Annotated in this window: 26 protein-coding genes, 1 tRNA gene and 2 pseudogenes; 1 reads left to right on the top strand and 28 read right to left on the bottom strand. The window is 42.1% G+C overall.

Annotated elements, in window-relative coordinates; translation table 11 throughout:
* Window positions 1-5: 5 nt before the first annotated feature.
* Both QNH10_RS02270 and QNH10_RS02275 read right to left on the bottom strand, forming a co-directional pair.
* Window positions 6-1841, bottom strand: a complete 1836-nt coding sequence (locus QNH10_RS02270) for a SpoIIE family protein phosphatase (protein WP_283733363.1) — start codon at window positions 1839-1841, stop codon at window positions 6-8.
* Complete coding sequence (locus QNH10_RS02275) at window positions 1829-2413, bottom strand: hypothetical protein (RefSeq protein ID WP_283733364.1); 585 nt, start codon at window positions 2411-2413, stop codon at window positions 1829-1831. Before QNH10_RS02275 ends, QNH10_RS02270 begins: the two co-directional genes overlap by 13 nt.
* A gap of 195 nt (window positions 2414-2608) precedes the next feature.
* Between QNH10_RS02275 and QNH10_RS02280 the strand changes: the two genes are divergently transcribed.
* A tRNA-Met gene (locus QNH10_RS02280) sits at window positions 2609-2682 on the top strand.
* Between the two features lie 174 nt (window positions 2683-2856).
* Here QNH10_RS02280 and QNH10_RS02285 read toward each other — a convergent pair.
* The 26 genes and pseudogenes from QNH10_RS02285 to QNH10_RS21000 all read right to left on the bottom strand — a co-directional run bounded on the left by QNH10_RS02285 (window position 2857) and on the right by QNH10_RS21000 (window position 24831).
* Window positions 2857-3333 carry a DinB family protein gene (locus QNH10_RS02285; protein ID WP_283733365.1) on the bottom strand — a complete coding sequence of 159 codons (477 nt, stop codon included), beginning with the start codon at window positions 3331-3333 and terminating at the stop codon, window positions 2857-2859.
* Between the two features lie 176 nt (window positions 3334-3509).
* On the bottom strand, window positions 3510-3725 hold the full coding sequence (locus QNH10_RS02290) for a hypothetical protein (protein WP_283733366.1): 216 nt from the start codon (window positions 3723-3725) through the stop codon (window positions 3510-3512).
* Complete coding sequence (locus tag QNH10_RS02295) at window positions 3706-4125, bottom strand: S1 domain-containing RNA-binding protein (protein WP_283733367.1); 420 nt, start codon at window positions 4123-4125, stop codon at window positions 3706-3708. The genes QNH10_RS02290 and QNH10_RS02295 overlap by 20 nt, the downstream gene beginning before the upstream one ends.
* Before the next feature lie 127 nt (window positions 4126-4252).
* A complete protein-coding gene (locus QNH10_RS02300; protein WP_283733368.1) occupies window positions 4253-4669 on the bottom strand; it encodes an FtsB family cell division protein in 417 nt (138 codons plus the stop codon).
* Between the two features lie 54 nt (window positions 4670-4723).
* Window positions 4724-5191, bottom strand: coding sequence for a spore cortex biosynthesis protein YabQ (yabQ, locus tag QNH10_RS02305; RefSeq protein ID WP_283733369.1), 468 nt, complete (start codon window positions 5189-5191; stop codon window positions 4724-4726).
* Window positions 5188-5484 carry a sporulation protein YabP gene (gene yabP / locus QNH10_RS02310; RefSeq protein ID WP_283733370.1) on the bottom strand — a complete coding sequence of 99 codons (297 nt, stop codon included), beginning with the start codon at window positions 5482-5484 and terminating at the stop codon, window positions 5188-5190. The genes yabQ and yabP overlap by 4 nt, the downstream gene beginning before the upstream one ends.
* 381 nt (window positions 5485-5865) lie before the next feature.
* On the bottom strand, window positions 5866-6156 hold the full coding sequence (locus tag QNH10_RS02315) for an RNA-binding S4 domain-containing protein (protein ID WP_283733371.1): 291 nt from the start codon (window positions 6154-6156) through the stop codon (window positions 5866-5868).
* A pseudogene (yabN, locus tag QNH10_RS02320) lies at window positions 6153-7608 on the bottom strand (bifunctional methyltransferase/pyrophosphohydrolase YabN). The gene QNH10_RS02315 and the pseudogene yabN overlap by 4 nt, the downstream one beginning before the upstream one ends.
* 4 nt (window positions 7609-7612) lie before the next feature.
* Entirely contained in the window at window positions 7613-9205 is a 1593-nt protein-coding gene (locus QNH10_RS02325; RefSeq protein ID WP_283733372.1) for a putative polysaccharide biosynthesis protein, read from the bottom strand.
* Between the two features lie 364 nt (window positions 9206-9569).
* The gene (locus QNH10_RS02330; protein ID WP_283733373.1) at window positions 9570-10733 is read right to left on the bottom strand and encodes a hypothetical protein; all 1164 of its coding nucleotides are present in this window, start codon (window positions 10731-10733) and stop codon (window positions 9570-9572) included.
* On the bottom strand, window positions 10726-11244 hold the full coding sequence (locus QNH10_RS02335; protein WP_283733374.1) for a sigma-70 family RNA polymerase sigma factor: 519 nt from the start codon (window positions 11242-11244) through the stop codon (window positions 10726-10728). Before QNH10_RS02335 ends, QNH10_RS02330 begins: the two co-directional genes overlap by 8 nt.
* Before the next feature lie 672 nt (window positions 11245-11916).
* Window positions 11917-12819 (bottom strand): ABC transporter permease, encoded by a 903-nt coding sequence (locus QNH10_RS02340; RefSeq protein ID WP_283733375.1) that lies wholly within the window; start codon window positions 12817-12819, stop codon window positions 11917-11919.
* On the bottom strand, window positions 12813-13577 hold the full coding sequence (locus QNH10_RS02345) for an ABC transporter ATP-binding protein (RefSeq protein WP_283733376.1): 765 nt from the start codon (window positions 13575-13577) through the stop codon (window positions 12813-12815). The genes QNH10_RS02340 and QNH10_RS02345 overlap by 7 nt, the downstream gene beginning before the upstream one ends.
* A 118-nt stretch (window positions 13578-13695) precedes the next feature.
* Entirely contained in the window at window positions 13696-14175 is a 480-nt protein-coding gene (locus tag QNH10_RS02350; protein WP_283733377.1) for a hypothetical protein, read from the bottom strand.
* Window positions 14176-15003: 828 nt separating this feature from the next.
* The gene (locus QNH10_RS02355; protein ID WP_283733378.1) at window positions 15004-15354 is read right to left on the bottom strand and encodes a type II toxin-antitoxin system RelE/ParE family toxin; all 351 of its coding nucleotides are present in this window, start codon (window positions 15352-15354) and stop codon (window positions 15004-15006) included.
* Window positions 15338-15604: a hypothetical protein gene (locus QNH10_RS02360; protein ID WP_283733379.1), complete on the bottom strand. Its 267-nt coding sequence runs from the start codon at window positions 15602-15604 to the stop codon at window positions 15338-15340. Before QNH10_RS02360 ends, QNH10_RS02355 begins: the two co-directional genes overlap by 17 nt.
* A 136-nt stretch (window positions 15605-15740) precedes the next feature.
* A complete protein-coding gene (gene spoVT, locus QNH10_RS02365) occupies window positions 15741-16277 on the bottom strand; it encodes a stage V sporulation protein T (protein ID WP_283733380.1) in 537 nt (178 codons plus the stop codon).
* 87 nt (window positions 16278-16364) lie between these two features.
* Window positions 16365-19898: a transcription-repair coupling factor gene (mfd, locus tag QNH10_RS02370; protein WP_283733381.1), complete on the bottom strand. Its 3534-nt coding sequence runs from the start codon at window positions 19896-19898 to the stop codon at window positions 16365-16367.
* A gap of 79 nt (window positions 19899-19977) precedes the next feature.
* A complete protein-coding gene (locus QNH10_RS02375; RefSeq protein ID WP_283733382.1) occupies window positions 19978-20202 on the bottom strand; it encodes an anti-sigma-F factor Fin in 225 nt (74 codons plus the stop codon).
* 53 nt (window positions 20203-20255) lie between these two features.
* A pseudogene (pth, locus tag QNH10_RS02380) lies at window positions 20256-20818 on the bottom strand (aminoacyl-tRNA hydrolase).
* A gap of 82 nt (window positions 20819-20900) precedes the next feature.
* Entirely contained in the window at window positions 20901-21155 is a 255-nt protein-coding gene (locus QNH10_RS20375) for a hypothetical protein (RefSeq protein WP_347177965.1), read from the bottom strand.
* Entirely contained in the window at window positions 21152-21535 is a 384-nt protein-coding gene (locus tag QNH10_RS20380) for a 50S ribosomal protein L25 (protein WP_347177966.1), read from the bottom strand. The genes QNH10_RS20375 and QNH10_RS20380 overlap by 4 nt, the downstream gene beginning before the upstream one ends.
* Before the next feature lie 82 nt (window positions 21536-21617).
* A complete protein-coding gene (locus QNH10_RS02390; RefSeq protein ID WP_283733383.1) occupies window positions 21618-22577 on the bottom strand; it encodes a ribose-phosphate diphosphokinase in 960 nt (319 codons plus the stop codon).
* A gap of 14 nt (window positions 22578-22591) precedes the next feature.
* Window positions 22592-23962 (bottom strand): bifunctional UDP-N-acetylglucosamine diphosphorylase/glucosamine-1-phosphate N-acetyltransferase GlmU, encoded by a 1371-nt coding sequence (gene glmU, locus QNH10_RS02395; RefSeq protein ID WP_283733384.1) that lies wholly within the window; start codon window positions 23960-23962, stop codon window positions 22592-22594.
* Between the two features lie 197 nt (window positions 23963-24159).
* Window positions 24160-24444: a septation regulator SpoVG gene (gene spoVG, locus QNH10_RS02400; protein WP_283733385.1), complete on the bottom strand. Its 285-nt coding sequence runs from the start codon at window positions 24442-24444 to the stop codon at window positions 24160-24162.
* Window positions 24445-24528: 84 nt separating this feature from the next.
* Entirely contained in the window at window positions 24529-24831 is a 303-nt protein-coding gene (locus QNH10_RS21000) for a hypothetical protein (RefSeq protein WP_430541086.1), read from the bottom strand.
* Window positions 24832-24851: the final 20 nt, after the last annotated feature.

Consider the following 24851-nt stretch of genomic DNA (forward strand, 5'->3'; position numbering starts at 1 on the left):
CTATTTTAGCGCAAAACTTTTTCTCGGGAAATCGGTCGGTTCACCGGTTTTATAGTCATCCATTTTGGCAAGACGTGATCGACTTTCATGACAAGAACAGTTCGATCATCCGCAACAACACCAAACTTCCTTTCCATTTCGGACATAATACGGTCAGCTAACGGCTCACAGGAAAGATGCTGATACTTTTCCAGTATTCCATAAAGTGCTTCCTCCTGCTTTTCAATTGTAACCTTTCCATTGAATACACCATCCGTCAGCATAACAATAACATCCCCGGATTTTAATTCTTCATTTTTTGCTTCTACTGAGAATGACGGCAAGAACCCAACTGGAACTGACTTGCTGTCAAGGCGGAGAAAATCCTGGCCTCGTTTAATATACGTACTCATCGATCCGGCCTTCCACGACCACAACCTTCCATCTTGTAGATCAATCAACGCCAAATCCAACGTCGCATACATGTCATCCAACCCATTCAACGACATCATATAATGCAAAGTATGCATCGCTGTTTCCGGATCCATCTTCCGGTCCAGACACTCCCTCATAAGTCGGATCACTTTTCGACTTTCCCTATAAGCATTCATGTCATGTCCCATACCGTCCGATAGCAGAACAGCGGTCAGACCGTCGTGAATCGGGAAAACCTCATAAGCATCCCCTGCGTGGAATGTCCCGCCCCCTGCAGTCGCAACAACCCCGTATTCCAATGAAAAACGGACTGCCGAACTGAAAATGAGTTGAATATGTGGAAAAGGATCTTGCAGCACTGACGTTTTCTCCACTTTAAATGGTTCCTGATAAACCTCCTCCAATAAGGGCAATATTAAACGTTCCGCCACTGTCGTATCCGTTTCAAAGTCTGAGCGTTTCTCCGGAATTGAAATGACAATCCTGTAAGCACCCTTCTCCTCTGATAAAATGTCAATCTGATAAAACTCAATTCCTTGAGATTGTAGATGTTTCCCTAATTCCTCCTCCGCAAGATGATTAACAGTGAGATCCCCTTTAATATCGTTCATTATCTTTTCCAAATGATTGCTCATATCTCTTAATTGTAACGCAAGCATCTTCCTTCCATGTTGGAGTTGTCCCATTAATAGATGATTTGCAGCCTGTTCTTCAAGCTCTGCTATCAGGCCCGAAGAGCGGATACATTTATATTTGATCCGTTCCTCAACACGGTGACGGGCTGCTTTCTTTGTCGCTGAGTAGGTTGTCTCCCATTCATATAGAAGTCGAGGCATCCCTTCCCCATTCCCTTCCCAGCATTTTGAATAGCGGAAGCACGACTGACAAATCGAAGGAATCGGCTGTGTCGCATTGGCGTCATCCGAGGCAAAACGATCATTGACAAGGTTTGACATGAATTCTGCAAACTGCTGAAAGTCTGATAATTGATCGTCCAACCGACTTGTCAGCCACTTTTGCCGTTTCACCGATAGATCCTGTTGTCCTGGTGTAATCATCCGGGTAATTGGCTCGACTTTCTTGGTTGGGATTAAGAAAAATAGAAACGTCGCAAGGCCAATTGTAAGAAAGTGGGATGTGTCAAGCGGCAACGTCAAATCATATAACAGGAAAAAGACAGATACAGCAAAACCTCCTGTCGCTATTCCCAATTTCCCGAGCCGACTTAACGCACCTGCAAAAAATCCGGTCATTCCATACACAGCCATCATGCCTGTAAACGATAATTCCGCAACACCCGCAATTGCGGCAATCATCATTGCAATAGTCGTTGAAAACGGCAGTCCCCCCGCCGATGCAGCAAGTAGGATGGTAAGATGAAGCAGTAGTCCCGAAGTTGAAATCGGTCCAACCATTAAATTCCCCATTCCCGTTGTCGCCATAATGCCGACGATACAAACAGCCCCAAGCCGCTCCGGCGACCATTGGCCAAAAAGATCCGTTCTCTATGTGGAAAGGCGACAAAAAGGAAGAATGTCATGAACAATGCCAGTATCGCCTCAAATCCGATGGTCAACTGAACATTGACAGGCGGTTGCCCGCTGTACATGATAAACTGCCAAAGCACCTGAACAACTATAATCGTTCCCGCCACTGTCAGCGGAATAGACTTCCGAGTAAGTGGATGCTTGCTCACTACATTGAATAGCAGTAATTGCAATAAGTAGATCACTGCTTGTCCTAACCCAAGAAAGGCTCCCCCAGCCATTCCCCCGATAAATACATAAATGAGATGTTTCCTGAATCGCGCCTGCGCCAATGCCCAAATAGGCAAGAAAAACGGAACCGCCGCATCAAATAACACAGCTTGCGACAAGAAAAATGTACTCGCTAAAAAGAAAATCGCCATGAGTATATACATCTTCCGATTCCCCACTGATTCCAGAGTATGGCGAATCTGCTGCACGAACGGCCTTTCAAGATTGCTTACCATCTTCATCTCCACATTCCCCTATGTCTACTTGCCCCTCAGTATACATAGATTGTTCCGAAGATTTTGTCTGTTCCTGACAAGCACCTATAAAAACATTTCGACGTGTTCCGTAGAATTATTCTATTTTTCAACGATAGGTTGACAGATGGTTCAATGGCATGTATTATAATGATTGTCGTTCAGATGAATGACCTAAATAACGGCGGCGTAGCTCAGCTGGCTAGAGCGTACGGTTCATACCCGTAAGGTCGGGGGTTCGATCCCCTCTGCCGCCATAAACGAAAAGTAAGCGGTCTGTCTAATGACAGACCGCTTTTTTTAGCAAAAAACGAAAAAATCACTGCAAAAACGCATAAAGTGCGATAGATACGCATAACTTTTCCTATACACGCATAAACTTCTCCAATTACTTATAAACTCAAGAACTCACGCATAAATCCAATACTTCATTAAGACTCCAAATAAATCTCCTCATCCTTGCGAACCGACTCGATTTGTTCCTTATGATGCGAATCATGCCAAACAAAATCCGCAAAATACTGCTTTATCGACATTGAATGATTTCCTATTTTAAACTCTTTTATCCAATCCGTTTCATCAACTAACTGCAGTTGCTTTAGTATTCTTTCGCGCTGTTCCTTTGCATAGTTCCTAATCTCTTCAAATGTCTTTTCATTTGCAAGTCTTGCGGCTTCTTTATTAAACGGCTCAAATGGCACATTCTTTAATACATTGCCTTCTTGCATTTCAGGCAATCTTTCCTCGACAGTAAATCGATCCCATTCCGCCATATGCATAAGAATCTCTTTCGGCGACCATTTCCCTTCTTGATACGGCGCATTCGCCTGTTGTTCTGACAATGTTTGCAGCGAATCAATCCAATCGATGTACTTTGTTAGGTCTTTTATTATTTCAGATTTGCTCATTTCAACTCTCCTCCTTTTTCTAATGTCTTCTATTCGATGCAGCAGACTTGAAATCCTTTGTACTCCATGAAAAGGGTTTTTCTTTTTTCACTTCGTTAGTCTTCTCAATTACTCACGAGAAGTTCTCCTTTCCACCACATAACTTCTCCTTTAACCCAAAAGAGTTCTCCTTTCCCTCACATGACTTCTCCTTTAACCCAAAAGAGTTCTCCTTTCCGCCACATATCTTCTCCTTTAACCAAAATAAGTACCCATTTCCGCAAAATAAGTACCCATTTCCGCAAAATAGCACAAAAAAAAACGATCGGCATCTTAATAGATGCCAGATCGCTTATATGAGTTTCATTTTTACGAATTAAAACAGCCAGCAAGTTACCCTCTTCTTGCGCCACGGCCACCGCGTTTAGATTCTGTTGCTCTTTTCAAAGTTGTAAGGCGTTCTTCACTATCTTTCATGAATTTCGCCATTTTTTGCTCAAAATTCTCAGGACGCTCGTTGTTGCTTGAACGGCCACCGCTGTGACGAGGACGTTGAGGGCGTTGAGGGCGCTCAGATTCAGGTTTCGCTTTTCTGATCGATAACCCGATTTTACCGTCCGTGCCGACATTCATCACTTTCACTTCAACCATGTCGCCTACTTTTAGGTGGTCGTTAATATCCTTAACATAATTGTCCGCCACTTCACTGATATGGACGAGACCAGTTGAACCGTTCGGTAGTTCGACGAACGCACCGAAGTTTGTGATCCCTGTAACTTTCCCCTGTAACTTGCTGCCTACTTCAATTGACATAAAAAAAATGCTCCTCCTTAAGATTTAAACGACCCCTATTTCAGAAGCCTTTTTACCATATGGCGAGTCTTGCATTTGCAAGATCCTTACTTTCATTATAGCCAACAAAAAAAGAGTGTCAATAAGACTACTCTTTTCCGTCATCTTTTTCATCACTTTTCTTCTTTTTTTCAGGCACTGAAAAGATGATTTCATTTTCATCAGATAAAAAGTACTCTTTCCGAGCTAACTTTGCAATGTATTCTTCATCATCCAGTTTAACAAGCTGTTTTTTAAGAAGATCCTGTTCTTCATTCACCTGTTCCAACTGTGCAAGCATTTCTTTCTTCTCCAACTCTTTATCCTGCAAGGTCTGTTTTTGCTGAATATACATACTCGTTAAACCACCGAATAATACAAACGCAATTACAGCGTAGATAAACAGTTTTTTCTGGAGCCGCTTCTTTTGCTTGTTTTTCCAAATTTCCTTTTTACGCAACGAGCGGACATAATCAGTTTCAATCGATGCAACGGTTGCGGATGGTTTCCTTTTCCTTTGCTCCATGTCTGCACTCTCCCTCATTACAGTTCGAAATTTGATAGGTCAATAAATTATACATCATTTCTCACTGTTTTTAAAGAGAGATTCATAGATTTTATCGTAAAGATAGAAAAAAGGCTTCAAAAGGAACATCAGCACCCTGAAAATTATCCTGAAAATTTGTCGAATGACTTTATAGATTAAGACAATGACAAACACAATTGGCTTCAAAATCAACATATTGAAAAGCCTACCAAAAAATCTGAAAGGACGGTGGAAAATCGATGCATAAAGCAACATGCCACAAATCTGGGCAACTGGATCATACATCCTCCATGCTCCGTCCCTTACTAAAAATAGAATGTAAAACGATGCACAGCCAACTATGATCCAACCGATCACTTCAAGGAAAACACCATATTTCCTTATAATCGACCGTCTGCCGGTTGCATCGATACCCGTTCCGATCAAATCCATGAAAACTCCGGCACCGATGCCCGTCCCAATCATTGCAAGCAGACTAAGAAACTGTACGGAAAGACTCATCCAAATAATTTATGGAGGAAATTACGTGAACCTGTCTCTTCTTCGTCATATTGCATCGTGCCAATCGTCCCTTCCAAAGTAAGAAGCCCTTTGTCGACATCCAAATGGACGATGCGCAGCTCCTCCCCACGAATTACTAGAATTCCTTGAGATGTCCGGACGATAAACTCCTCTTGGTCAAACCGGTCGATCGTTTTTACAGATGTAAGATCCATTCGTTTTCTGTTTCTCATCGTGACGACATGATCCCCCGATGGAATTGCGTATGTTGGACTATCCGTCTGGATTTGCATATACTATTCCTCCTTTGCTTGTACGTTCACTGCCATCCTATGCGGGCAAATAAAAAAACATGACAGGAAAAATCACTGTCATGTTGGAATGTGGACAAACTTTTTATTGATGTGCTCCCGCGATGGCGAGGAATGGACTCTGGCGTGAAAGAATGGACCTTGAACGATGAAGAATGGACCCTAACGCGAAAGAATGGACCTTGAATGGCGAAGAATGGACCCTAACGCGAAAGAATGGACCTTGAATGGCGAAGAATGGACCCTAATGCGGAAGAATGGACCCTGAATGGCGAAGAATGGACCCCAGCGTGATTAAACAAGCATTACATTAAATCAAAAAACAGCCGGAATGCTCTCACGCACCCCGACTGCTTAATTCACTCAATCCTCATCATCAATAAACTCTGGTTCCACCTTTTCAAGCTTTTCTTCCTTCAAAATCGTATACATCATTGCCGCGTCTTCCTTCTTCGTCGATTCTTTCAGCATCTCGACCTTCGTCGTAACGATTTTTTGTCCAAATCGGATAGCGAGCTCGTCACCCGGTTTCACAACCGATGATGCCTTTGACAATTTTCCATTAATCGTGATACGACCCTGGTCTGCCACTTGCTTCGCAAGCGTCCGTCTTTTGATCAACCGCGACACTTTCAAGAATTTATCCAGTCTCATTTCTTTTCCCCCTCTTTCGCCTGTTGCCAAAATCCATCCAGTTCATCTAACGTATAGGCGGAGAATTCGCCCTGCCTTCCCGCACGCTTTGCTCGACAAACGAGAAGCGACGTTTGAATTTCTCATTCGCATGCGCCATCGCTTCCTCTGGAGACAGCTTCAAGAACCTTGATAAGTTGACGATTGTAAACAAGACATCCCCCAACTCATCCGTCTGGCTCTCCTTCGTACCATTCTCCACTTCGGCCTTGAATTCCTGCCATTCTTCCTCGAATTTATCGAATGCCCCACCGATATCAGGCCAATCGAACCCGACTTTTGCCGCTTCTTTTTGATAATTAAAAGAAGTGAGCAATGATGAGCTATGACGTGCCTGCCCATCCAACAGCGAGTCAACTTGCGGCTTCTCTGCCTTCTTGATTTCCTGCCAATTCTTTAAAACTTCATCTGAATTTTCCACGTTGCAATCACCGAATACATGCGGGTGACGACGGATCATTTTTTCACCAATTGACTGCAAAACGTCTTCCATCGCAAAATAGCCATCGTCTTCACCAATTTGCGCATGCAGGAACACTTGAAGCAGAACATCGCCTAACTCCTCGATAATCCCTTCATCGTCCTCTTGATCAATCGCTTCCAATAATTCATGTGCTTCCTCGATTAAATAACGCTTCAACGATTCATGTGTCTGTTCGCGGTCCCACGGGCAACCGTCCGGAGCGCGCAACGCCGCAATGATCTCCCTGAATGTCGACCATTCCTTCAGACGCCCCTCCCGTTCAATGACTGGAGGCACGTAAATCGTCGTCAAATTGTCAATTTCCGTTTCCCGGTCCAACTCAAACAGCGGTACAGTTCGGAGCTTTTCCAATGAAGAGCCCGCCGCTGTCACAATCGTCACCGGGTGATCGAATGCGTACTTTTCCATGAGTGATAGCTTCACATCAGAAGCGACAAACGCATCATAAACTTGTCCAATCAACACATGCTGAGTCATTTGCACGTCATCGCGTGCTATATCCGTGCCGTCCAACAACTGAAACCCTTCGATTGGATCAATTCGCAATGCCGCAAAAATCGGATCGAGGAAGCTGTTGCCCCTACAATTTCAAGCCGCACAATCCCTTCACGTTCTTTTTCAATCAATAATTGCACCGTGCGCTCCGCCACAAGCGGATGCCCTGGGACGACATAAGTGACCGCCCTCTCTTCAGCCATAGCAATTAATTTCGCTGTTATTTCCTCATATACTCGCTCAAACTCATCATTTTCTACATAAACTGCATCAAAACTTTCAATTTCTACGCCTTCCGACCGCAATTCCGCAACCGCGGGATGTTGGTCCGTCCTTGCAATGACGTATTCCGCTGCCTTCAGCTTGCGGTATGTTCCTATAGTTAATTGATCAAGGTCACCGGCACCAAGTCCGATAATCGTAATTGTATTCATCCATTCACCTTCTATTTTTAATTAGCCATAATTGCACGCGTGCCAATCTTCTTCCGAACGGCAACAAATACCATTCCTTCTCCGCCATTATACGCGATTTCATCACAACAATCAGGAAAACGCCTGCCCCCAACAAAACTGCCGTCAATGCTGTCAACGTCGCGCCGATTCTTGACGATACATTGTCGAATAAAAATTGATCTGCGACCAGCATCCATGGAATGATGACCGCAATCATTGCCGCTGCTGCGCTCAATAACCATCCGTAAAAACGGAAGGGTGCCAGACGTACGGGCCACACTCTTTTGAAATAAAGGAGAAGCCCGAATGTAATTACCGCAAAACCGATATTCCCGGCGACTGCCGCGCCAGTCACATCAAAATACGGAATGAGCAATTGATTTGCAATGACCTTTACAAGTAGTCCTCCGAAAAGCAATAATGTCGGCACTTTCACCTTCCCCGCCCCTTGTAAGATTGCCGTCAACGGCAAAATAAGCGACAGCCAAAAAATCTGAAAGGAGAAAATGATCAGCGCAACAGACCCCTCCCGCGTCTCAAATAACATTTCATTCACATATGGCAAAACGAGTGCAAGACCAACCGCTGCTGCCCAGCCGAAAAGGAAAGCCGTCCTGAACGTCAGTTGAATAAACGGCTCCGCCCCTCGTCCGCTTTTTTTGGCTGCATGATGGGATATCAACGGGACAATCGCAAGCGCCAATGTCGAAGCGATTAAAATCCCCATTTGCACGAGCGGCTGCCCACGGTCATAGACGCCCTTCATTTCCATTGCAGCGTCCGCGACATATCCTTTCGCAAGCAAAATATTGTATACGGTGAATGAATCCGCCATTTGGAACATCAGCAGAATGAGTGAACTTGCGCTGACACTTAAACTAACAAACGTTAATTCCTTAACGACGCGCCATGTATCCACCTGCACAAGCGGTCCTTTATAAGCATTTCTGTAAAATAGGGCAAGAATGACAACACCTAACGCCTGTCCTATAACAGCCCCCCACATAGCCATTTCGCCAGCCTTGTAAAGAGAACCGCCCGCCCGCATCACAGTCCATGTACCAATAAGGATAATCGCCACCCGCAACGCCTGCTCGCCGACATTTGATACCGCAACCGGCGTCATCCGACCATCCGATTGGAATGAACCTTTCAATACTGCAAGCATCGGCATGACAAGCACGATATATGCCCCCGCCCGAAGCAGCGTCACAAGCTCCGAATCCCCCATCGCATTTGCGAAAAACGGTGCAAACACCATTAAGATCGTAAAGAACGTCAAAGACAATCCCGCCAAGTAAATGAACGCAATTCGCATAACCGCTTTCGATTCACCCTTACTCCTACTTCCCGCTAACAGCTTCGATACTGCCACCGCGTACCCGTACGAAGTCCAAACTATAAAAATTCCAATGAAAGGATAAACTTGCTGGTAAATATAAAATCCTTTATCGCCCACAAGGTTCTGGAACGGAATCCGATACACCGCCGCCAGTAATTTGACGACAATCGCCGATATCGTCAAAATCGACGCACCTTTCATGAACGTTTTCATATTCCAATCAGCTGAAGACATAACCGCGCCTCTTTCGATGTTTATTCGACTTTTAGTATACCATCAACTAAAACGAAGCACTTCAAATACTGAATTCCTTGCACATCATAAAATAACCGTCGCTTTTTAGTCCGAAAACGCATAAATCTTATAAATTACTCATAACCTCATACGAATCGCGCATAAATCCCCAAAATTACGCATAAAAAATAATTATGCGTTTTTGCAACTTTTTATGCGCAGATACATCGATTTATGCGTATTTCAGACAACAAAAAAACAGGTAATGAAGCATCCGCTTCCTTCACCTGTCCAATTCCATTGGTTGTTTAAAAAGATACTTTCTTGTTTCGTAAAATCAGATAAATTTTCAGGATTCATACGCTTAAGGTTGTTCCCAGGGATTCGGAATACCTTTCATTTCTGGATTATCCCATAATTCCGGGCCAGGATAACCTATATATAAATAAAGTTCTTTATTAGGAGTTTGTGTTGTTGCTTTCATTACTTGATACGTCTCCTCTGAGTAGATAATACGATCGTTATCATCCTCACGCCCTGAATATATAAATTTAAATCCCTCATAATGATTAAATAATGCGTCAAAGTACTCTTTATCTACTTTTATTAATACAATCGAGTCTAATTTATCATTATAAAAATGGAAACTCGCTAGCCTATCATAATTTAGGAGGAAATCAGATCCACTTCCATCAGCCTGCCCAATTATATAATTATCACCCAATAGTTCAATTACTTTTGATGGTGAGTCGCCTAATGTTACTCCATGAAAATACAGGTAACCTTCCTCTTCAGTAAATGTGGGTTTAGCGAAATCTATATCCGTATTGATTGGAGAAATGTGTTGATTATTAATATTCTGTTGTGCCTTATATAGATTTTCCGCTATTTTTTTTTCCCAGTGCGGTTCTGCATTGGATAGTGTCAAGGATAGATTTTCGTTAATTGGCTGCGGTGATGCCCTTACTATTTGATTGGTCCCATTGGAGTAGAAAAAACGATCATCATAAATGTGGAAGTCTATAAACTTAAACCCGTCATAGTCATTAAATAATTTAATAAGGTAATCTTCATCTACATTCATGAATACGATTGAATCTAATTTATCTTCAATAAAAGAGAATTTCGCTAGGCCTTCATAATCCAATATAACGTCCGCTTCACTGTCATCCTCTTGCACGATCGTAAAATTCTCACCAAAGACTTCGATTACTTTTGACTTTGAGTCACCTAACGTTACGCCATCAAGATAAAATAACCCTTGTTCTTCGGAGAATTCAGGTTTTGAGAAATCTATGTCTAGTTCCGTTGGAGACGGTTGTTCGGCTACAGAAGGTTCATTTTCAGTCAATACTTCGCTTAAGACAAAAAACATTGCGCTCATTGTTACTACAGCGGCAATTACGACATATCTCCAGTTATGTTTGGGTTTCTTTGATCTATTTTGGACTTCATTCAAAACGTTTCGCATAACCCTTTTTTTACTTTCCGTTAAATCCTTCACCTCAGTAGGAATGAATTTATCCATTTAACAGCACCTCCCATTCAATTCCTTTCAGCTGATTTCTTAATAGCTCCCTACCGCGTCGCAATCGGGTTTTTACTGTACTTTCAGGAATGGCCAAAAGACTTGCAATCGCAACGATAGTCATTTCGTGAAAATAGAAGTATATGAGGACCTCTCGTTGTTTCAATGGTAATTGAAGGATTGCTTCTCCGATTATTGTCTCTTCATCTTTTCTAACCAAATCATCTGAACCCTTTGTGGTCTCTGACGGAAAAAATTTGTCTACCAATTGCATTTTTCTATAGGCCCAGCTCTTCAAATAGTCTTTGCTTTTATTCACAGTCATTTTCGTTAAAAAGGCCTTTACTTCGCCTTGTTCTTCGTATTTATGCTGGTTGTTGTAAAATTTTATGAATACTTCCTGCACAATATCTTCTGCTGCTTGTAGATCTTTCACGTAATAATAAGCGAGTCGTATTAAATACTCCGTGTATTGAAACATTAATTCTTTTAATTCATTAGTGCCTGTCACAGCTTCAACCCCTTTCCCTATATAGTAAACGATTCTAAAACTGCAGGGGTTTGCTTTTTCGGAATCCTTTTAAACTTATTTGCCGGAACTACTTCCAAAAAACAAAAACAGCCCACCCATACCGATTCTTCCCGGTACGTGCAGGCTGTTTTTTATTGTGAATACTGTGCAAATGCATGCTGTACAATTAAAATTTGTCGCCATAATTCATTGGGCTGAATGATGATAGTTATGCTTTTACAATACTAAATTGCCTAAGTATTTTTTTAGTAATATCATTATTATGGTTTACCATGTCCACAGTAAAATCCTGTTCCACCTGTAGCGATTAGGTTTCAAAAATACAATTAAGGAAGCATCACTGTAATGTGTTATATTAAGTCTTCTGATAACCTTTTGTTATTGTCAAATTCCTACGGCCCCTTTACGCCCTGTAACAGAGCCTAGGGTATAATCCTGCAAAAAGCCTGTGTTCTAATTGGAATAAGCCATTGCTTTTGTAAGAAATTTACGTATTCTTTGTATTTATTCCGTGTATGTTCATGTATATCAACTACTTGCTATTTGTTTTGCAACAGACTTTTTGCATAGTCAGTATTTCCTGAGGCAATGACTTTGCGAAGGGAACCCCTTTACTCGACAATTGGAATCTCCTTTGTCCGGGTAGTTTCGTTAATTGGAAGTATGAATCCTTTGCCTTCTCAAAACGATCAACATTAGAAATATTAGTAGTATAATGTAAATTGTAACTCCTATAAATGTCTCAGCTAAAGTGTATGTATCAGGCATGGGATAGAATGATACTATACCACCGTAAGCTGTCTCTTTAAATAAGATTGGAAGCATTGATTTCTGTACAAACAAAGGAAACCATTGTCCAATTGTCCAATTATGCATAACAGAGGACTCGATAATAGGATAAAAAAATCCGACGATTATTCCTGAGGAAAGACTTTTACTTACAACGGTTATGCATGCTGCGAAAACCGCCCATAATAATAGACTAAGAATTGTTCCCGAAATCTGTAGGAATGTCACGCTATAATTAACTGCCACCCTCGAAGAAACTAAACCCATTGGCAAATCGAATATTATAGGGGTGACATAACTCATGATGAAGCCTAATATGATATAGATAATAATAAAAAATGTTACAAAAGATAATAAACTAAAAAGTTTTGCTACAAGTATTTCTACCTTTGTTAACCCGCTATTCCAAAGCTGTAGGATCGTTGAATGACGGTATTCAACCCCAAATAACAAAGCGCCAGTTACCGAAAAAACAATTGGTCCAATTGTATTAATGGCTGCCAGTGAATAAGTCATAGCCATTGAGGGACTTACTATATATAAAAGCGCAACTAACGGCTCATCGATATCTGATCTTCTAATATACTCAATTGTTTGTTGTTCATTGAAAATACTATTTTCTACAAAGAGGGTAAATAGGTTTTGAAATTGAAATCCTACACTAACGTAGGAGTAAACAATAAATAAGGAGAAAAAAAATAGCAGCCAGATAGTAGAAGGATGCTTGAATAGTTTTATCCATTCTCGTTTATAGGAATCTAACATATGACTTCCCTCTCTTTTATAAGACCATTATAAATTCCTCTCCATTCCCGTATTGGACAAAAAACCATAGAATTAAATTCCTCAGAAGTAAAAGTAGTTGGGGTTTTCAATTGGATTGTTGTTAATTTAGTTCTTTCCGTTCTTAGCTCTTTAATAATTGTTCCGTTAAAAATTACACCCAATCGGTTGCAACATTCTTCTATAATACCCCATTCGTGACTTGCGATTATAAAAGTGCTTCCATTTGACGACATGTCATTAATTACTTTTATTAAATTATTATAAGACTCTATATCAAGACCATTAGACGGTTCGTCCAATAAATATAGACTTGCCCTTTTTGAAAGAGCTATTGCAAGGCCCAAACGTTGTTTTTGTCCAAATGATAAGTTCTTGACCTTTTTAACAAGTATGTTGTCCAATGGATTCAATCTTTTTAGGATTTCCAATGCAATAGAAGGTTCTTTAGTAAGCAAGTACAGATTCTCTTTACAATTTAAGTAAGGATACAACGAGGGGGATTGATAAGCAATGCTAACAGATTGAAAGCCTATATCTGGTTGTTGTAAATGTATAGAACCGGCGTTCGGCTTGGTAATGCCTGCAATCGTAGATAGAAGAGTCGTTTTACCCGAGCCGTTTTTTCCGACTAAAGCATATACATCCTTCTCCTGAAGGAAAAGATTGATATTATTTAAAATAGATTGTTTCGAATAACTTTTCGTTAGCTGATTTATTTCAAGAATATGTTTTTTCATCTTTTTTTTTCCTCCTCTATTTCTGCAATTAACAAGGACCGAGTTGTAGTTCCTCGGTCCTGGTTAAATTTAATAGTCTAGTATGCGCTGAAACTGCCATCGCCATAAATTGATGTAATTATTCTGCTTGTAAATTTGGGACCTCCGACGTGTCCCCATGGGTCGGAATTCCACTATCAAATTCAACACTTTGATTGGCTTGACCACCGGTGACCCCTCTTAAGTTCCAATTGTCAGAAATTGAATCATTAGTATAACCATATCCAATTGCAGTCGAAAGGCTTTGCCAAATCGCATCATAACTTAATATATTGCTTCCGTTATATGTCCATTGTACATAAGCTATTTGAGTTGCAACATTAATCCCGTATAAATTATGATATTGCTTTCTATGCGAAACAGTTTGTGTAGTAAATAAGGCATTTTTGTCAGGGGAAACTGAATTTATTTCTGGAATAACATAACTTTCTGATTCAAGGATAGAAGAATCAGGAACACCATTATCTAATCGTTCTGCAAACGTCAAAGATGAGGCTCCAAATGACAGTCCAAATGACAAAGCGGTGATTACCAAAACTTTTGATAAATACTTTCTCATAAACTTGTAATTCCTCCTCTAACTATTGGTTTTCCATAGACTTTGACGGAAATAGTGTAATTATAATTAGGTATTTTTCTTATAAAGCCACTCCTATTTGTGTACAATATTCATTAAATACAATAAAATCATAACATACAGAAAAATAAACACAAGTAATAAATTAGTAATTGAATTAATCACCAATAGATTATCAGAAAGGAAGTAAGTTTAAAAAATTGGATACGGTTAAATTTGGCTTTTCTTAGTTGATTGGTTGTTCCAACTTCGTGGTCAACAATATAGATAGTGATTCAGCCAACCTTCCCCCGAATATAATAGCATCACCGCAGTTTTGAGATTTAACTTTCCGGTAATCAATGAAATAAGATTTATATATTCCATATATAAAAGGCCAAAAATGCTGTGTACAAGCAAGTCCGGTTTTGCTAGATTAAATACCTCCTTAAAGTATCTATGTTTCTAAATTGCCCCTTCGTCTTATAGTAATTGCACTATGGAATACGGTTACACCATATAGACAACGTATATAAGATGCAGAAATGCATTGACACCGAAGCAACCAAAAAAGAGTATTTTTAAAGGCGATTACTACAGTATATTGAATATTTTTTCATCCCTTTTTTACTGGAATAACTCATATCATTATCAAAATACGGGGCAGGGGTAAAAAACCAACGAGTGGTACAAATTTTAAGAATATGACATGAGGTCGTCCTTTATTTTACAAAAACATATTTTGCGCAAAAAAACAGCCCACCCATACCGATTCTTCCCGGTACGTGCAGGCTGTTTTTTATTGTTCCATCTACTTTCCTGTCCCTTGGACTATTTTATTCGTTGCCGCTTTGAACGTGCTGGCAAAATGTTAATAACATCAATATCCTTTTTATCTTCATAAACCGCATAAAAAACAATGTAATTTAGCATTCGATGTCGGCTCTTTCCGTATGTAAGACAACGCAAGCCTTGAAAAGGTCCCTGCTCAACCATTCTGCCGACATACGGAAAAGAAGATAGCAATCGATCAATTTCATCAATCATGTAGTCCTCTTTGGAAAACCACCATTCAAGCACTTCTTCCCCATGTTCCGCAAAGAATGTCTGAATTTGATCTAAACATCTATTGAATTCTTCAGTGAAATGAACCGAATAACTTTGGTTATTTTCTTCTCTCATGCCGCAATTCCTTTAGCTTTTTTGCAGAAAAGCGTTGCATGTTAGGGTTATCATAGTAACGTTGGAGTGATTCGTTTAATTCTGGGTAGGTTTCGATATTCCTCACTAAATCATCGTACTCTTCATCCATATAAGGCGGTTCATGAACTTCTAAAGAGAACAGTTTACCTTCTGCAACAAACATTGCTGCATTTTTATCATTCAAGGCATTCGCAAGTTCTTCTTTCACATTTTTACTTAATGCACCCATTACGCCTCACCCCAATAGATTTCTTAGCTTTATTATACCACAGTTAAACAGATATGAATGGGTTCGACCGACTATTCAAAGTAACAAAAAACAGCCCACACGCACCAGTTCCTTCCCGGTACGTGCAGGCTGTTTTTCATTGTTCCATCTGTTTCGCCAAAAAGTGCGCGGCGGTTTCTGCTGCTTTTTGTTCGGCTTCGCCGAGGAAATGGACTTTCGATAGCAAGTAGACCGCGCCAATTGTATCACCGCCCGCAACTATCGGGGCAATGCAGTAGGACTTCACTTGCTCTACTTGTCCTGGCACCCACTCCACCGCTTTTTCAAGCTTTTCTATAATGAGGGTGCGGCCGGCTAATACTTCTTCAGCATCCGGTGATAATTGGCGGTTCAAGTAATCTTTTTTCGATAATCCGGATACGGCAATCATTTCATCTCTGTCACTGATCATGGCAGGTGTTCCGAGTGTTTCGTATAGCGTTTCTGCGTACTCTTTCGCGAATTGACCGAGCTCGGAAATTGGGGAGTACTTCTTTAAAATCACTTCGCCATCCCGATCGGTAAAGATTTCAAGCGGATCTCCTTCACGGATGCGGAGGGTCCTTCTGATTTCTTTTGGAATGACCACTCTGCCTAAATCATCAATTCTGCGCACGATTCCTGTTGCTTTCATGCATGATGCCTCACTTTCCAAAAATTAAACCGTCTTCCGTTCGGATATAGTATGCATCATGTTTGGTCATTTTATGCAAAAGTTCCTTTACTCGGAATCAGCAGAGATTGTTTCCTTTACGGATGACGCCAAGATGCGCATCATCTCTTCCAACACGTCAAATTCGGTCTTTTTGCCGGTATGCCGTTCATCCACCGTAACAATCAGGCGCCCTTCCTCCATCGTAAAGCCGACAGCGCGGCCGAATTCCATGGAATCCGTTACCATTTTCGCACCATCAGTCTTGGCTGTTCCTTCCTCCGTTAAACGTATTTCAATGATGGAGCGTTGTTTTTTAATTGATTCGACTCCCGCCATGCGTCCCCATGCTTTTATTCTTCCGACTCGAAGCAATAAATCGGCTTCAAGCGGCAAATCGCCGAAGCGGTCCGTCATTTCATCGACAAGCTCTGAATAATCCAGCTCACTTTCAATTGCCTTGACCCGCTTATACATCTGGATTTTTTGGAATCCGTCACGGATATACGAATCCGGTAAATACGCGTTAATTGGCAATGAAATTTCGACATCCGGTATTTCGGATTTAACGATGCCCGTCTGCTTCTCTTCAATCGCGTCTTGAAGCATTTGCGAATATAGATCAAATCCGACAGAATCGATGAAGCCATGCTGCTGGGAGCCAAGCAAATTCCCTGCTCCACGGATTGACAAGTCCCGCATTGCGATTTTGAATCCGGACCCAAGCTCGGTGAATTCCTTGATTGCCTGCAGGCGGCTTTCCGCCACTTCTGTCAGCACTTTATCACGCTGGTATAGGAAATAGGCGTACGCCACCCTATTCGACCGTCCAACACGCCCACGTAACTGATAAAGCTGTGATAGACCCATCCGGTCCGCATCGTGGATGATAAGTGTATTGACATTAGGTATGTCAATTCCCGTCTCAATAATCGTCGTTGTGACAAGCACGTCATACTCACCCTCAAGAAAGCTAAGGATGACGGATTCAAGTGCAGACTCACCCATTTGCCCATGCGCAAAAGCAACTCGAGCTTCCGGCACAAGCTGTTTGATTTCATCCACTTTGCGCGTAATGTCTTCGACTCGGTTGTATAAATAGAAAACTTGGCCGCCTCGCCCCATCTCCCGTTCGATCGCTTCGCGTACAAGCGCAAAATTATGCTCCATAACATACGTCTGTACGGGAAAACGGTTTGCCGGAGGTGTCTCAATGACGGATAGATCACGGACTCCCAACATCGACATATGCAATGTCCTTGGAATTGGTGTTGCGGTCAATGTTAGCACGTCCACATTTGTTTTCAGCTGCTTCAGTTTCTCTTTATGCGTCACACCGAACCGCTGCTCTTCGTCAACAACTAACAGTCCAAGATCCTTGTAGGCCACGTCTTTCGATAGGAGTCGATGGGTTCCTACGACAACATCGATTGTGCCTGCTTTCAAGCCTTTCAATGTTTCTGTTTGTTCTTTTTTCGATCTGAATCTATTCAAAAGCGATACTTCGACAGGGAAGCCCGAGAACCGTTCTTTCATCGTCTCATAATGCTGTTGCGCCAAGATTGTCGTTGGTACGAGGAAAGCCACTTGCTTGCCGTCTCCTACAGCTTTAAAAGCAGCCCGTATCGCCACTTCCGTTTTTCCGTATCCAACGTCCCCGCATAGCAGGCGGTCCATCGGTCGTTCTCTTTCCATATCGCGTTTTATTTCTTCAATGGAGCGAAGCTGATCTTCCGTCTCGTCATAAGGGAATGCATTTTCAAAGGAACGCAGCAAATCATCATCCTCTGAGAATGCATATCCTTTTTCCGCTTCGCGTTTCGCATACAACTTGATAAGGTCATCAGCGATATCCTTCACTGCGGAAGATACTTTACTCTTTGTCTTCTTCCATTCTGCTCCACCAAGCTTATGAAGTTTCGGTTCCTTTTCCCCTGAAGCGACATATTTTTGGATTAAGTCGATTTGATCAGCCGGAACGAACAGCTTATCCTCCGCGCGGTACCGGATATCTAAATAATCCTTATGGACGCCGCCCACTTCAAGTGTCACTACGCCATAATATTTCCCGATTCCATGATGGACGTGGACGATATAATCGCCAGGTTTGATTTCCGAATAGCTTTTGATGCGCTCTGCATTTGTCATCTTTTGCGGACGGGCTTTCCGCTTCGGTTTGCCCTTGAACAATTCGGCATCCGTAATCACAGTGAATCGCTGGAATGGCATTTCAAACCCTGCAGATAGATCGCCGTCAATGATGGATATAGTACCATTGTCTGAAGGCTTGCCGTTCACAGTTGCCGACATCTCGTAATCTCTAAGAATCGTTTGGACTTTTTTCATGCGTTCTTCGCCATCCGCAACGATGAATACATTGAATTTTCCTTGTTGCCAACGGTCCATTTCGTTTTTCAATAAATTCATTTGCCCATGGAACTCCTGCATCGGTTTACAAGAGAACGAAACAGTCTTTTTCAAGACGATGCCTGGCACAGTTCGGACAAAGAGAGATAAATAGGATTTTTTCTGGTCGAGTATTTTATGCATTTCATCGAATGAGAAGGAAATTCTTGCATCATGAACAATTTTTCCTTCTTCAAGCAGGGATAAATACCATTCTTTCTCTTCACTTTCAAGCGCTGTAGATACCTCAAGGATACGTCCAATTTCATCGAAAAAAACAAGGCCATCTTCAGGAAAATAATCGCCTAAGAAGGCAGTTGCCTGCTCCGCGAGAGAGACGTATTTCATCATTCCTTCAGGAACAATACCATCTTTCAATAAGTCGATATCTCGTGAAATATTCAATGTGAGAGATTCCTTCACCTCGTCACTTTTCACACGCTTTATACTCGAACGTAGAGCACCTTCAAGATTTTCTGCTATTTGTGATAACTCATCAGAATCCCAAACGAATTCTGAGGCAGGCAAGATGGAGACGTCATCTAATTTGTCGGTCGAGCGTTGATCATCAGCTGAAAACAACCGAATCGAGTCGACATCTGTATCGAATAGTTCGATGCGGACCGGGTTTTCCATATTCAACGGATAGACGTCCAATATTCCGCCACGAAGTGCGAAATCTCCCGGTGCAGTCACCATATCCTGTCTGTTGTAACCCATCTCGACAAGTTTTTGTATCCATTTATCCACATCGATTGTGTCATCTAACTTGGTTGTCAATGAATTCTCAAGCCAACGATCCTTAGGCGGAAGCAGTTTTTTCATGCCTGCAACGGGTGTAATATAGATTCCTTTTCCAACTCGCGCCATATGATCGAGAGTATCTATCCTGCTTGCTCGAAGGTCAAAACTGGATACAGAAAAATCGGCAGCGACCAGTTCCTCTGCCGGGTATAAATGAACAAGTGAATCACCAAGTGTCTTCACAAGGTCCTCATATGTACGCTGTGCTTGCAGCATGTTTGGAGTGATAATAAGGATTGGGCGAGCGGCAGAAAGATGGACAGCCTTAAAAAAGACGGATTTTGCACCGCCCGATAAACCTGCCAACAGTTGGCGGTCCTGGCCTGATTTTAACTCGTCTATCACCTTATTAATCTCTTTATCTTCTAAAAATAAATCTATGAGCGCATCCAATGATTATTTTCCTCGCTTTGCAGTATATAGATTGAAGTGAAAAAAGCTTTGTGCGCGTGTGACGCCAAAGCGGAACGTTCTATTGTAGCCATTTCTTTAGTGCATAGTAATCCGGGAATGTTTTTAACGACTTTTCACATTCCTCACAAATGCATCGTACTGTCATTGAACCGTCATTATCGTACTCCAAGAAATGTTCGCTGTCCTCTCTGTTTTTCAACTGTTGGACAACTTCCTCAGCGGAAGCGAATGGAATACTACCGACCTCCGTATTGCAATGTCTACATGAATATCGAATGTCCATTTTCATCGGCCCCTTTTTATCAAAGTATAGGCAAATGAAGGGATGATTATTCCTTAAGCACCGTTATAGTTGTTCATGACTTCAAGAAAAGTACTGTCAAGCCAAGCAACACAAGCCGATACGCTTCTTTCAACGCTTTCATCAATCATTGGCTGTTCATCCTTGCCAAATGTAGATAGGACGTAATCGGAAACTTTCATGCCGCCCCCCGGACGACCAATTCCTATACGGATTCGATTGAATGTGTCAGTTCCGAGATGTGCGATTAACGATTTCATGCCGTTATGCCCTCCGGCACTTCCTTTTGACGTAATCTCAGTTTTCCTGGAGTGAGGTCGAGGTCATCGTAAAGGACGACAATATCTTTTAGATCGACATCGAAGTAGTCCATTAGTGGCCCTACACATTCACCGGATAGGTTCATGTATGTTAGTGGTTTGACAAGCATTACTTTGCCTTTTGGGCTATGGACAATTGTGTAGGCACCATTGAATTTCGTTTGCCAAGCAGGGGCATTCCATCGCTTTGCTAGTTCATCTACGGCCTCAAATCCAACATTATGTCGTGTTTTCTCATATTGTTTCCCCGGGTTTCCAAGACCAATTATCATTTTCATACGACGCATCTTCCTTTTAATAAAGAATGTTAAAAAGGGCGCACGGGTTTGAATTCGTGCGCTCCAATAGTTGCATTTTGTATTAATTTTCGTCGCTATCCCCTTGGTTTCCACCAACGAGTTCGGGTGAAGATTCTGCATCCGGAAGATTGTCGCCATCAGTATCCTCTGAACGAGGAGAAGAGACGACAACGAGCCCGAAATCATCTTCATTCATAATTTCAAACTTCGACTTCGCTCGGATATCCCCAACCGTAATCGATTCACCGATTTGTAATCCGGAAATATCGACATCGAAAGCTTCAGGTATATCAGAAGGCTTCACTTTAATTTTCACTTCATGGTTCGGCTGTTGTAGGACGCCGCCTTCCTTTGACCTAACGATTCACCTACAAGGTTCACCGTTACGTCTACTTCAAGCTCTTCTGTCATATTGATCGCCAAGAAGTCTGCATGACGGATTTCTCCTTTTAGTGCATCCTCCTGGTAATCACTTAATACGACGTTCAATTGTTCACCATTCACATCAAGCTTGATGACTCCGTTTCGTCCCGTTTCGCGTAAAGTGCTCATAAGATCGCGCTCTTTTACTGCAATTGGGGTAGACTCGGTTTTATATCCATAAACCACCGATGGGATGTACCCTTCGTTTCTTAGTGCTGATAAAGCAGATCTTGTTTTCGTTTCTCTTGGTTTCGACTGAATTGCTGTACTCATTTGCGTAGTCACCTTTCCTGAAAAAAGTTATTCTAACTCTTGAAATACCCAAAATCAGACGACATGAAACTTACTGACTTGCTTATTCAAACAATGTGCTTACAGATTTCTCTTCAAATACACGAATGACTGCTTCGCCCAATAGCTTGGCAATCGACAATTGTTTGATTTTCGGAGATTTTTTGCTTTCCGGCAATTCGATTGAATTCGTGATGACCAATTCCTTGATTTGGGAATTGTCAATTCTTTCGATAGCAGGACCGGAAAGTACCGGATGCGTGCAGCAAGCATAAACTTCTTTTGCACCATTTTCAATAATCGCGTTCGCTGCGATTGTAATAGTTCCGGCTGTATCAATAATGTCGTCGATAAGGATAGCTGTCTTCCCGTCGACGTTTCCAACAATACTCATCACTTCTGCAACGTTTGGACGTGGGCGACGTTTGTCTATGATAGCAATTGGTGCTTTCATGCGGTCCGCCATTTTACGAGCTCGTGTAACACCGCCATGGTCTGGGGATACGATGACAAGATCGTTGCCTTCCAAACCTTTGCTCTTGAAGTATTCCGTAAGAATTGGTTCAGCTACAAGATGATCGATTGGAATATCAAAGAAGCCTTGGATTTGTGGCGCGTGCAAGTCAATTGCAATTACGCGGTCAGCTCCCGCTTTTTCAAGCAAGTTTGCTATCAGTTTAGCCGTAATCGGCTCACGTGAACGCGCTTTACGGTCTTGTCGTGCGTAGCCGTAATATGGCATGACAACATTGATTGTACGTGCTGATGCACGCATCAGGGCATCAATCATGATTAAAAGCTCCATTAAGTTATCATTGACTGGATTGGAGGTGGACTGGATGACAAAGACATCACAGCCTCGGATACTTTCTTCAATGTTAATTTGTACTTCTCCGTCGCTAAAACGTTTGACAGAGCACTTACCAAGTGGAAGTCCGATTTCGTCCGCCACTTCTTGGGCAAGTGATTCATTGGAATTGAGTGAAAATATTTTCAACTTTTTATTAGGATAATGATTAGCCATGATGGCCCCCCTGATTATTTAAGATTTAATTTTGTTGCGTATCCTTCTTTATTCTCCTGGCGCGCGCGTCCAATTGCAAGTGAACTTTCTGGGACATCTTTCGTTATAGTGGATCCAGCGGCTACATAAGCGCCTTTTCCAATTTTAACCGGCGCAATAAGATTCGAATTGCACCCAACAAAAGCACCGTCTTCGATTGTCGTGGTATTTTTATTCTTACCATCATAATTCACCGTGATTGTTCCACAACCGATATTAACCTGTGCACCGACTTCAGCATCTCCGATATAGCTGAGGTGAGACACCTTGCTTCCTTCACCTAACCTTGACTTTTTAACTTCGACAAAATTGCCGATTTTTACATTGTCGCTGAGATTGGAATCCGGACGGATATGTGCGAACGGGCCTACTGCCGTACGTGAACCAACGATGCTGTCCCGTATGACTGACGAATGAACGGTTGTATGATTGCCGATTGTGCTGTTGACAATATGGCTATTCGGTCCGATTATACATTTTTCACCGATAACTGTTTGTCCTTCGATAATCGTTCCAGGTTGAAGAACGGTGTCCCTGCCGATGGTGGTATTCGCACTTATATAGGTGCTGTTAGGATCGATAATTGTAACGCCTTCACGCATATGATGTTCGGCAATCCGTTGGCGCATTACCTTTTCAGCCTCCGATAGAACGACCCTGTCATTGACACCGATCGTTTCGCTGAAATCATCAGTGACATATGCTGAAATGCGAGCATTTTCGGCCCTTAATATACCAATGACATCCGGCAAATAGTATTCTCCCTGTGCATTATTATTTTCCACTTTTTTCAAAGCGTCGAACAATGCACGATTATCAAAACAGTAGGTACCTGTATTGATCTCGTTAACGGATCTTTCTTCGGCCGTAGCATCCTTGTGCTCGACATTGCGAAGGACATTTCCTTCTGCATCGCGAATGATACGTCCATAGCCAGTCGGGTCTTCGGCGGAAGCAGTAAGGATTGTAGCTTTGGCATCTGTCTCGGAATGATGAGCGATTAGAGCTTGCATTGTTTCCGATTTGATGAGAGGGGTATCACCGCAGACGACAATGGTGACTCCATCTAAATTCCCTAACTGGTTTTCCGCCTGCTGAACCGCGTGCGCTGTTCCAAGCTGTTCTGCCTGTAGGGCATAATCGCTTTTCCCACCAAGCGTTTCTTCAACCTTTTCTGCTCCATGGCCTACAATCGTTACGATTTTATCGGCTCCGATTCCGATAATATGGTCAACAACGTGTTCGACCATTGGTTTTCCACAAACCGGGTGCAATACTTTATATAAATCCGATTTCATCCTCGTTCCTTGTCCTGCAGCAAGGACGATGGCATATGTATTCGTCATGTGGTCGGCCCCCATCCATAATTTCATTATTGACTATAGCTGAAAATACTATTTATTTCAACCAAATCCCCTTGACAAGCGGGGATAATTCTTTTAATATTGTTGTTTTACTTTTTCTTAGGCGCTAATAGCAAAAAAATGCAGAACAAGATTTGGTTAAATCCAGTTCTGCTGCTTCTTCTCTTATGAAGTTAATCTTAAGCGCCGGCTTCTTCCAATACCCCTTTTTCCTCAACCATATGGTAGGCGGACAGAACCGCTTCTTGAACTTTCATTCTTGCCGATGTGTTGATGGGATGTGCTACATCACGGAAATCTCCTTCAGGAGTCCGCTTGCTTGGCATGGCAACAAATAATCCTTCATTTCCTTCAATGACTCGGATATCGTGTACGACAAATTCTCCATCCAAGGTAATCGACGCGATAGCTCTCATTCTGCCATCTGTTTCTACCTTCCTTAATCTTACATCTGTTATTTCCATTCTCTTCCCACTCCCCTTTAATAACATCCAGCTTTAGGCACTAAAAGTAAACGCCCTGGCTTTTGTTTTTACACTAACTCAACGTCAGTCCCGTATTGGGCATACGCGGGAGTATGTGAACCAAAATCCTTGATCGTATTCTTTCCTTCGGTTCGGTAAGATATCCAGGGGTTCGTGTGTTTCTGCGTCCGCAATAATCAGTTGGTACGTACCGGCATCTGTATCGCCCTTGTATTCATCAATCGCAATGGCCTTTGGTAATCGGACACCACTTTTCATCTGCTTTTTCGCCACTTCCTTGAACCGGCGGATCACTGTCGAGCTGGAGGTGCCAGTACTTCTCCTGCTTCTTTGAATGTTTTGGCCTTGACTGATCGGATTGTACAACTTGATTCCACTCTTTCGTA

Source organism: Sporosarcina thermotolerans (genome assembly GCF_030067815.1).
Classification (GTDB): domain Bacteria; phylum Bacillota; class Bacilli; order Bacillales_A; family Planococcaceae; genus Sporosarcina; species Sporosarcina thermotolerans.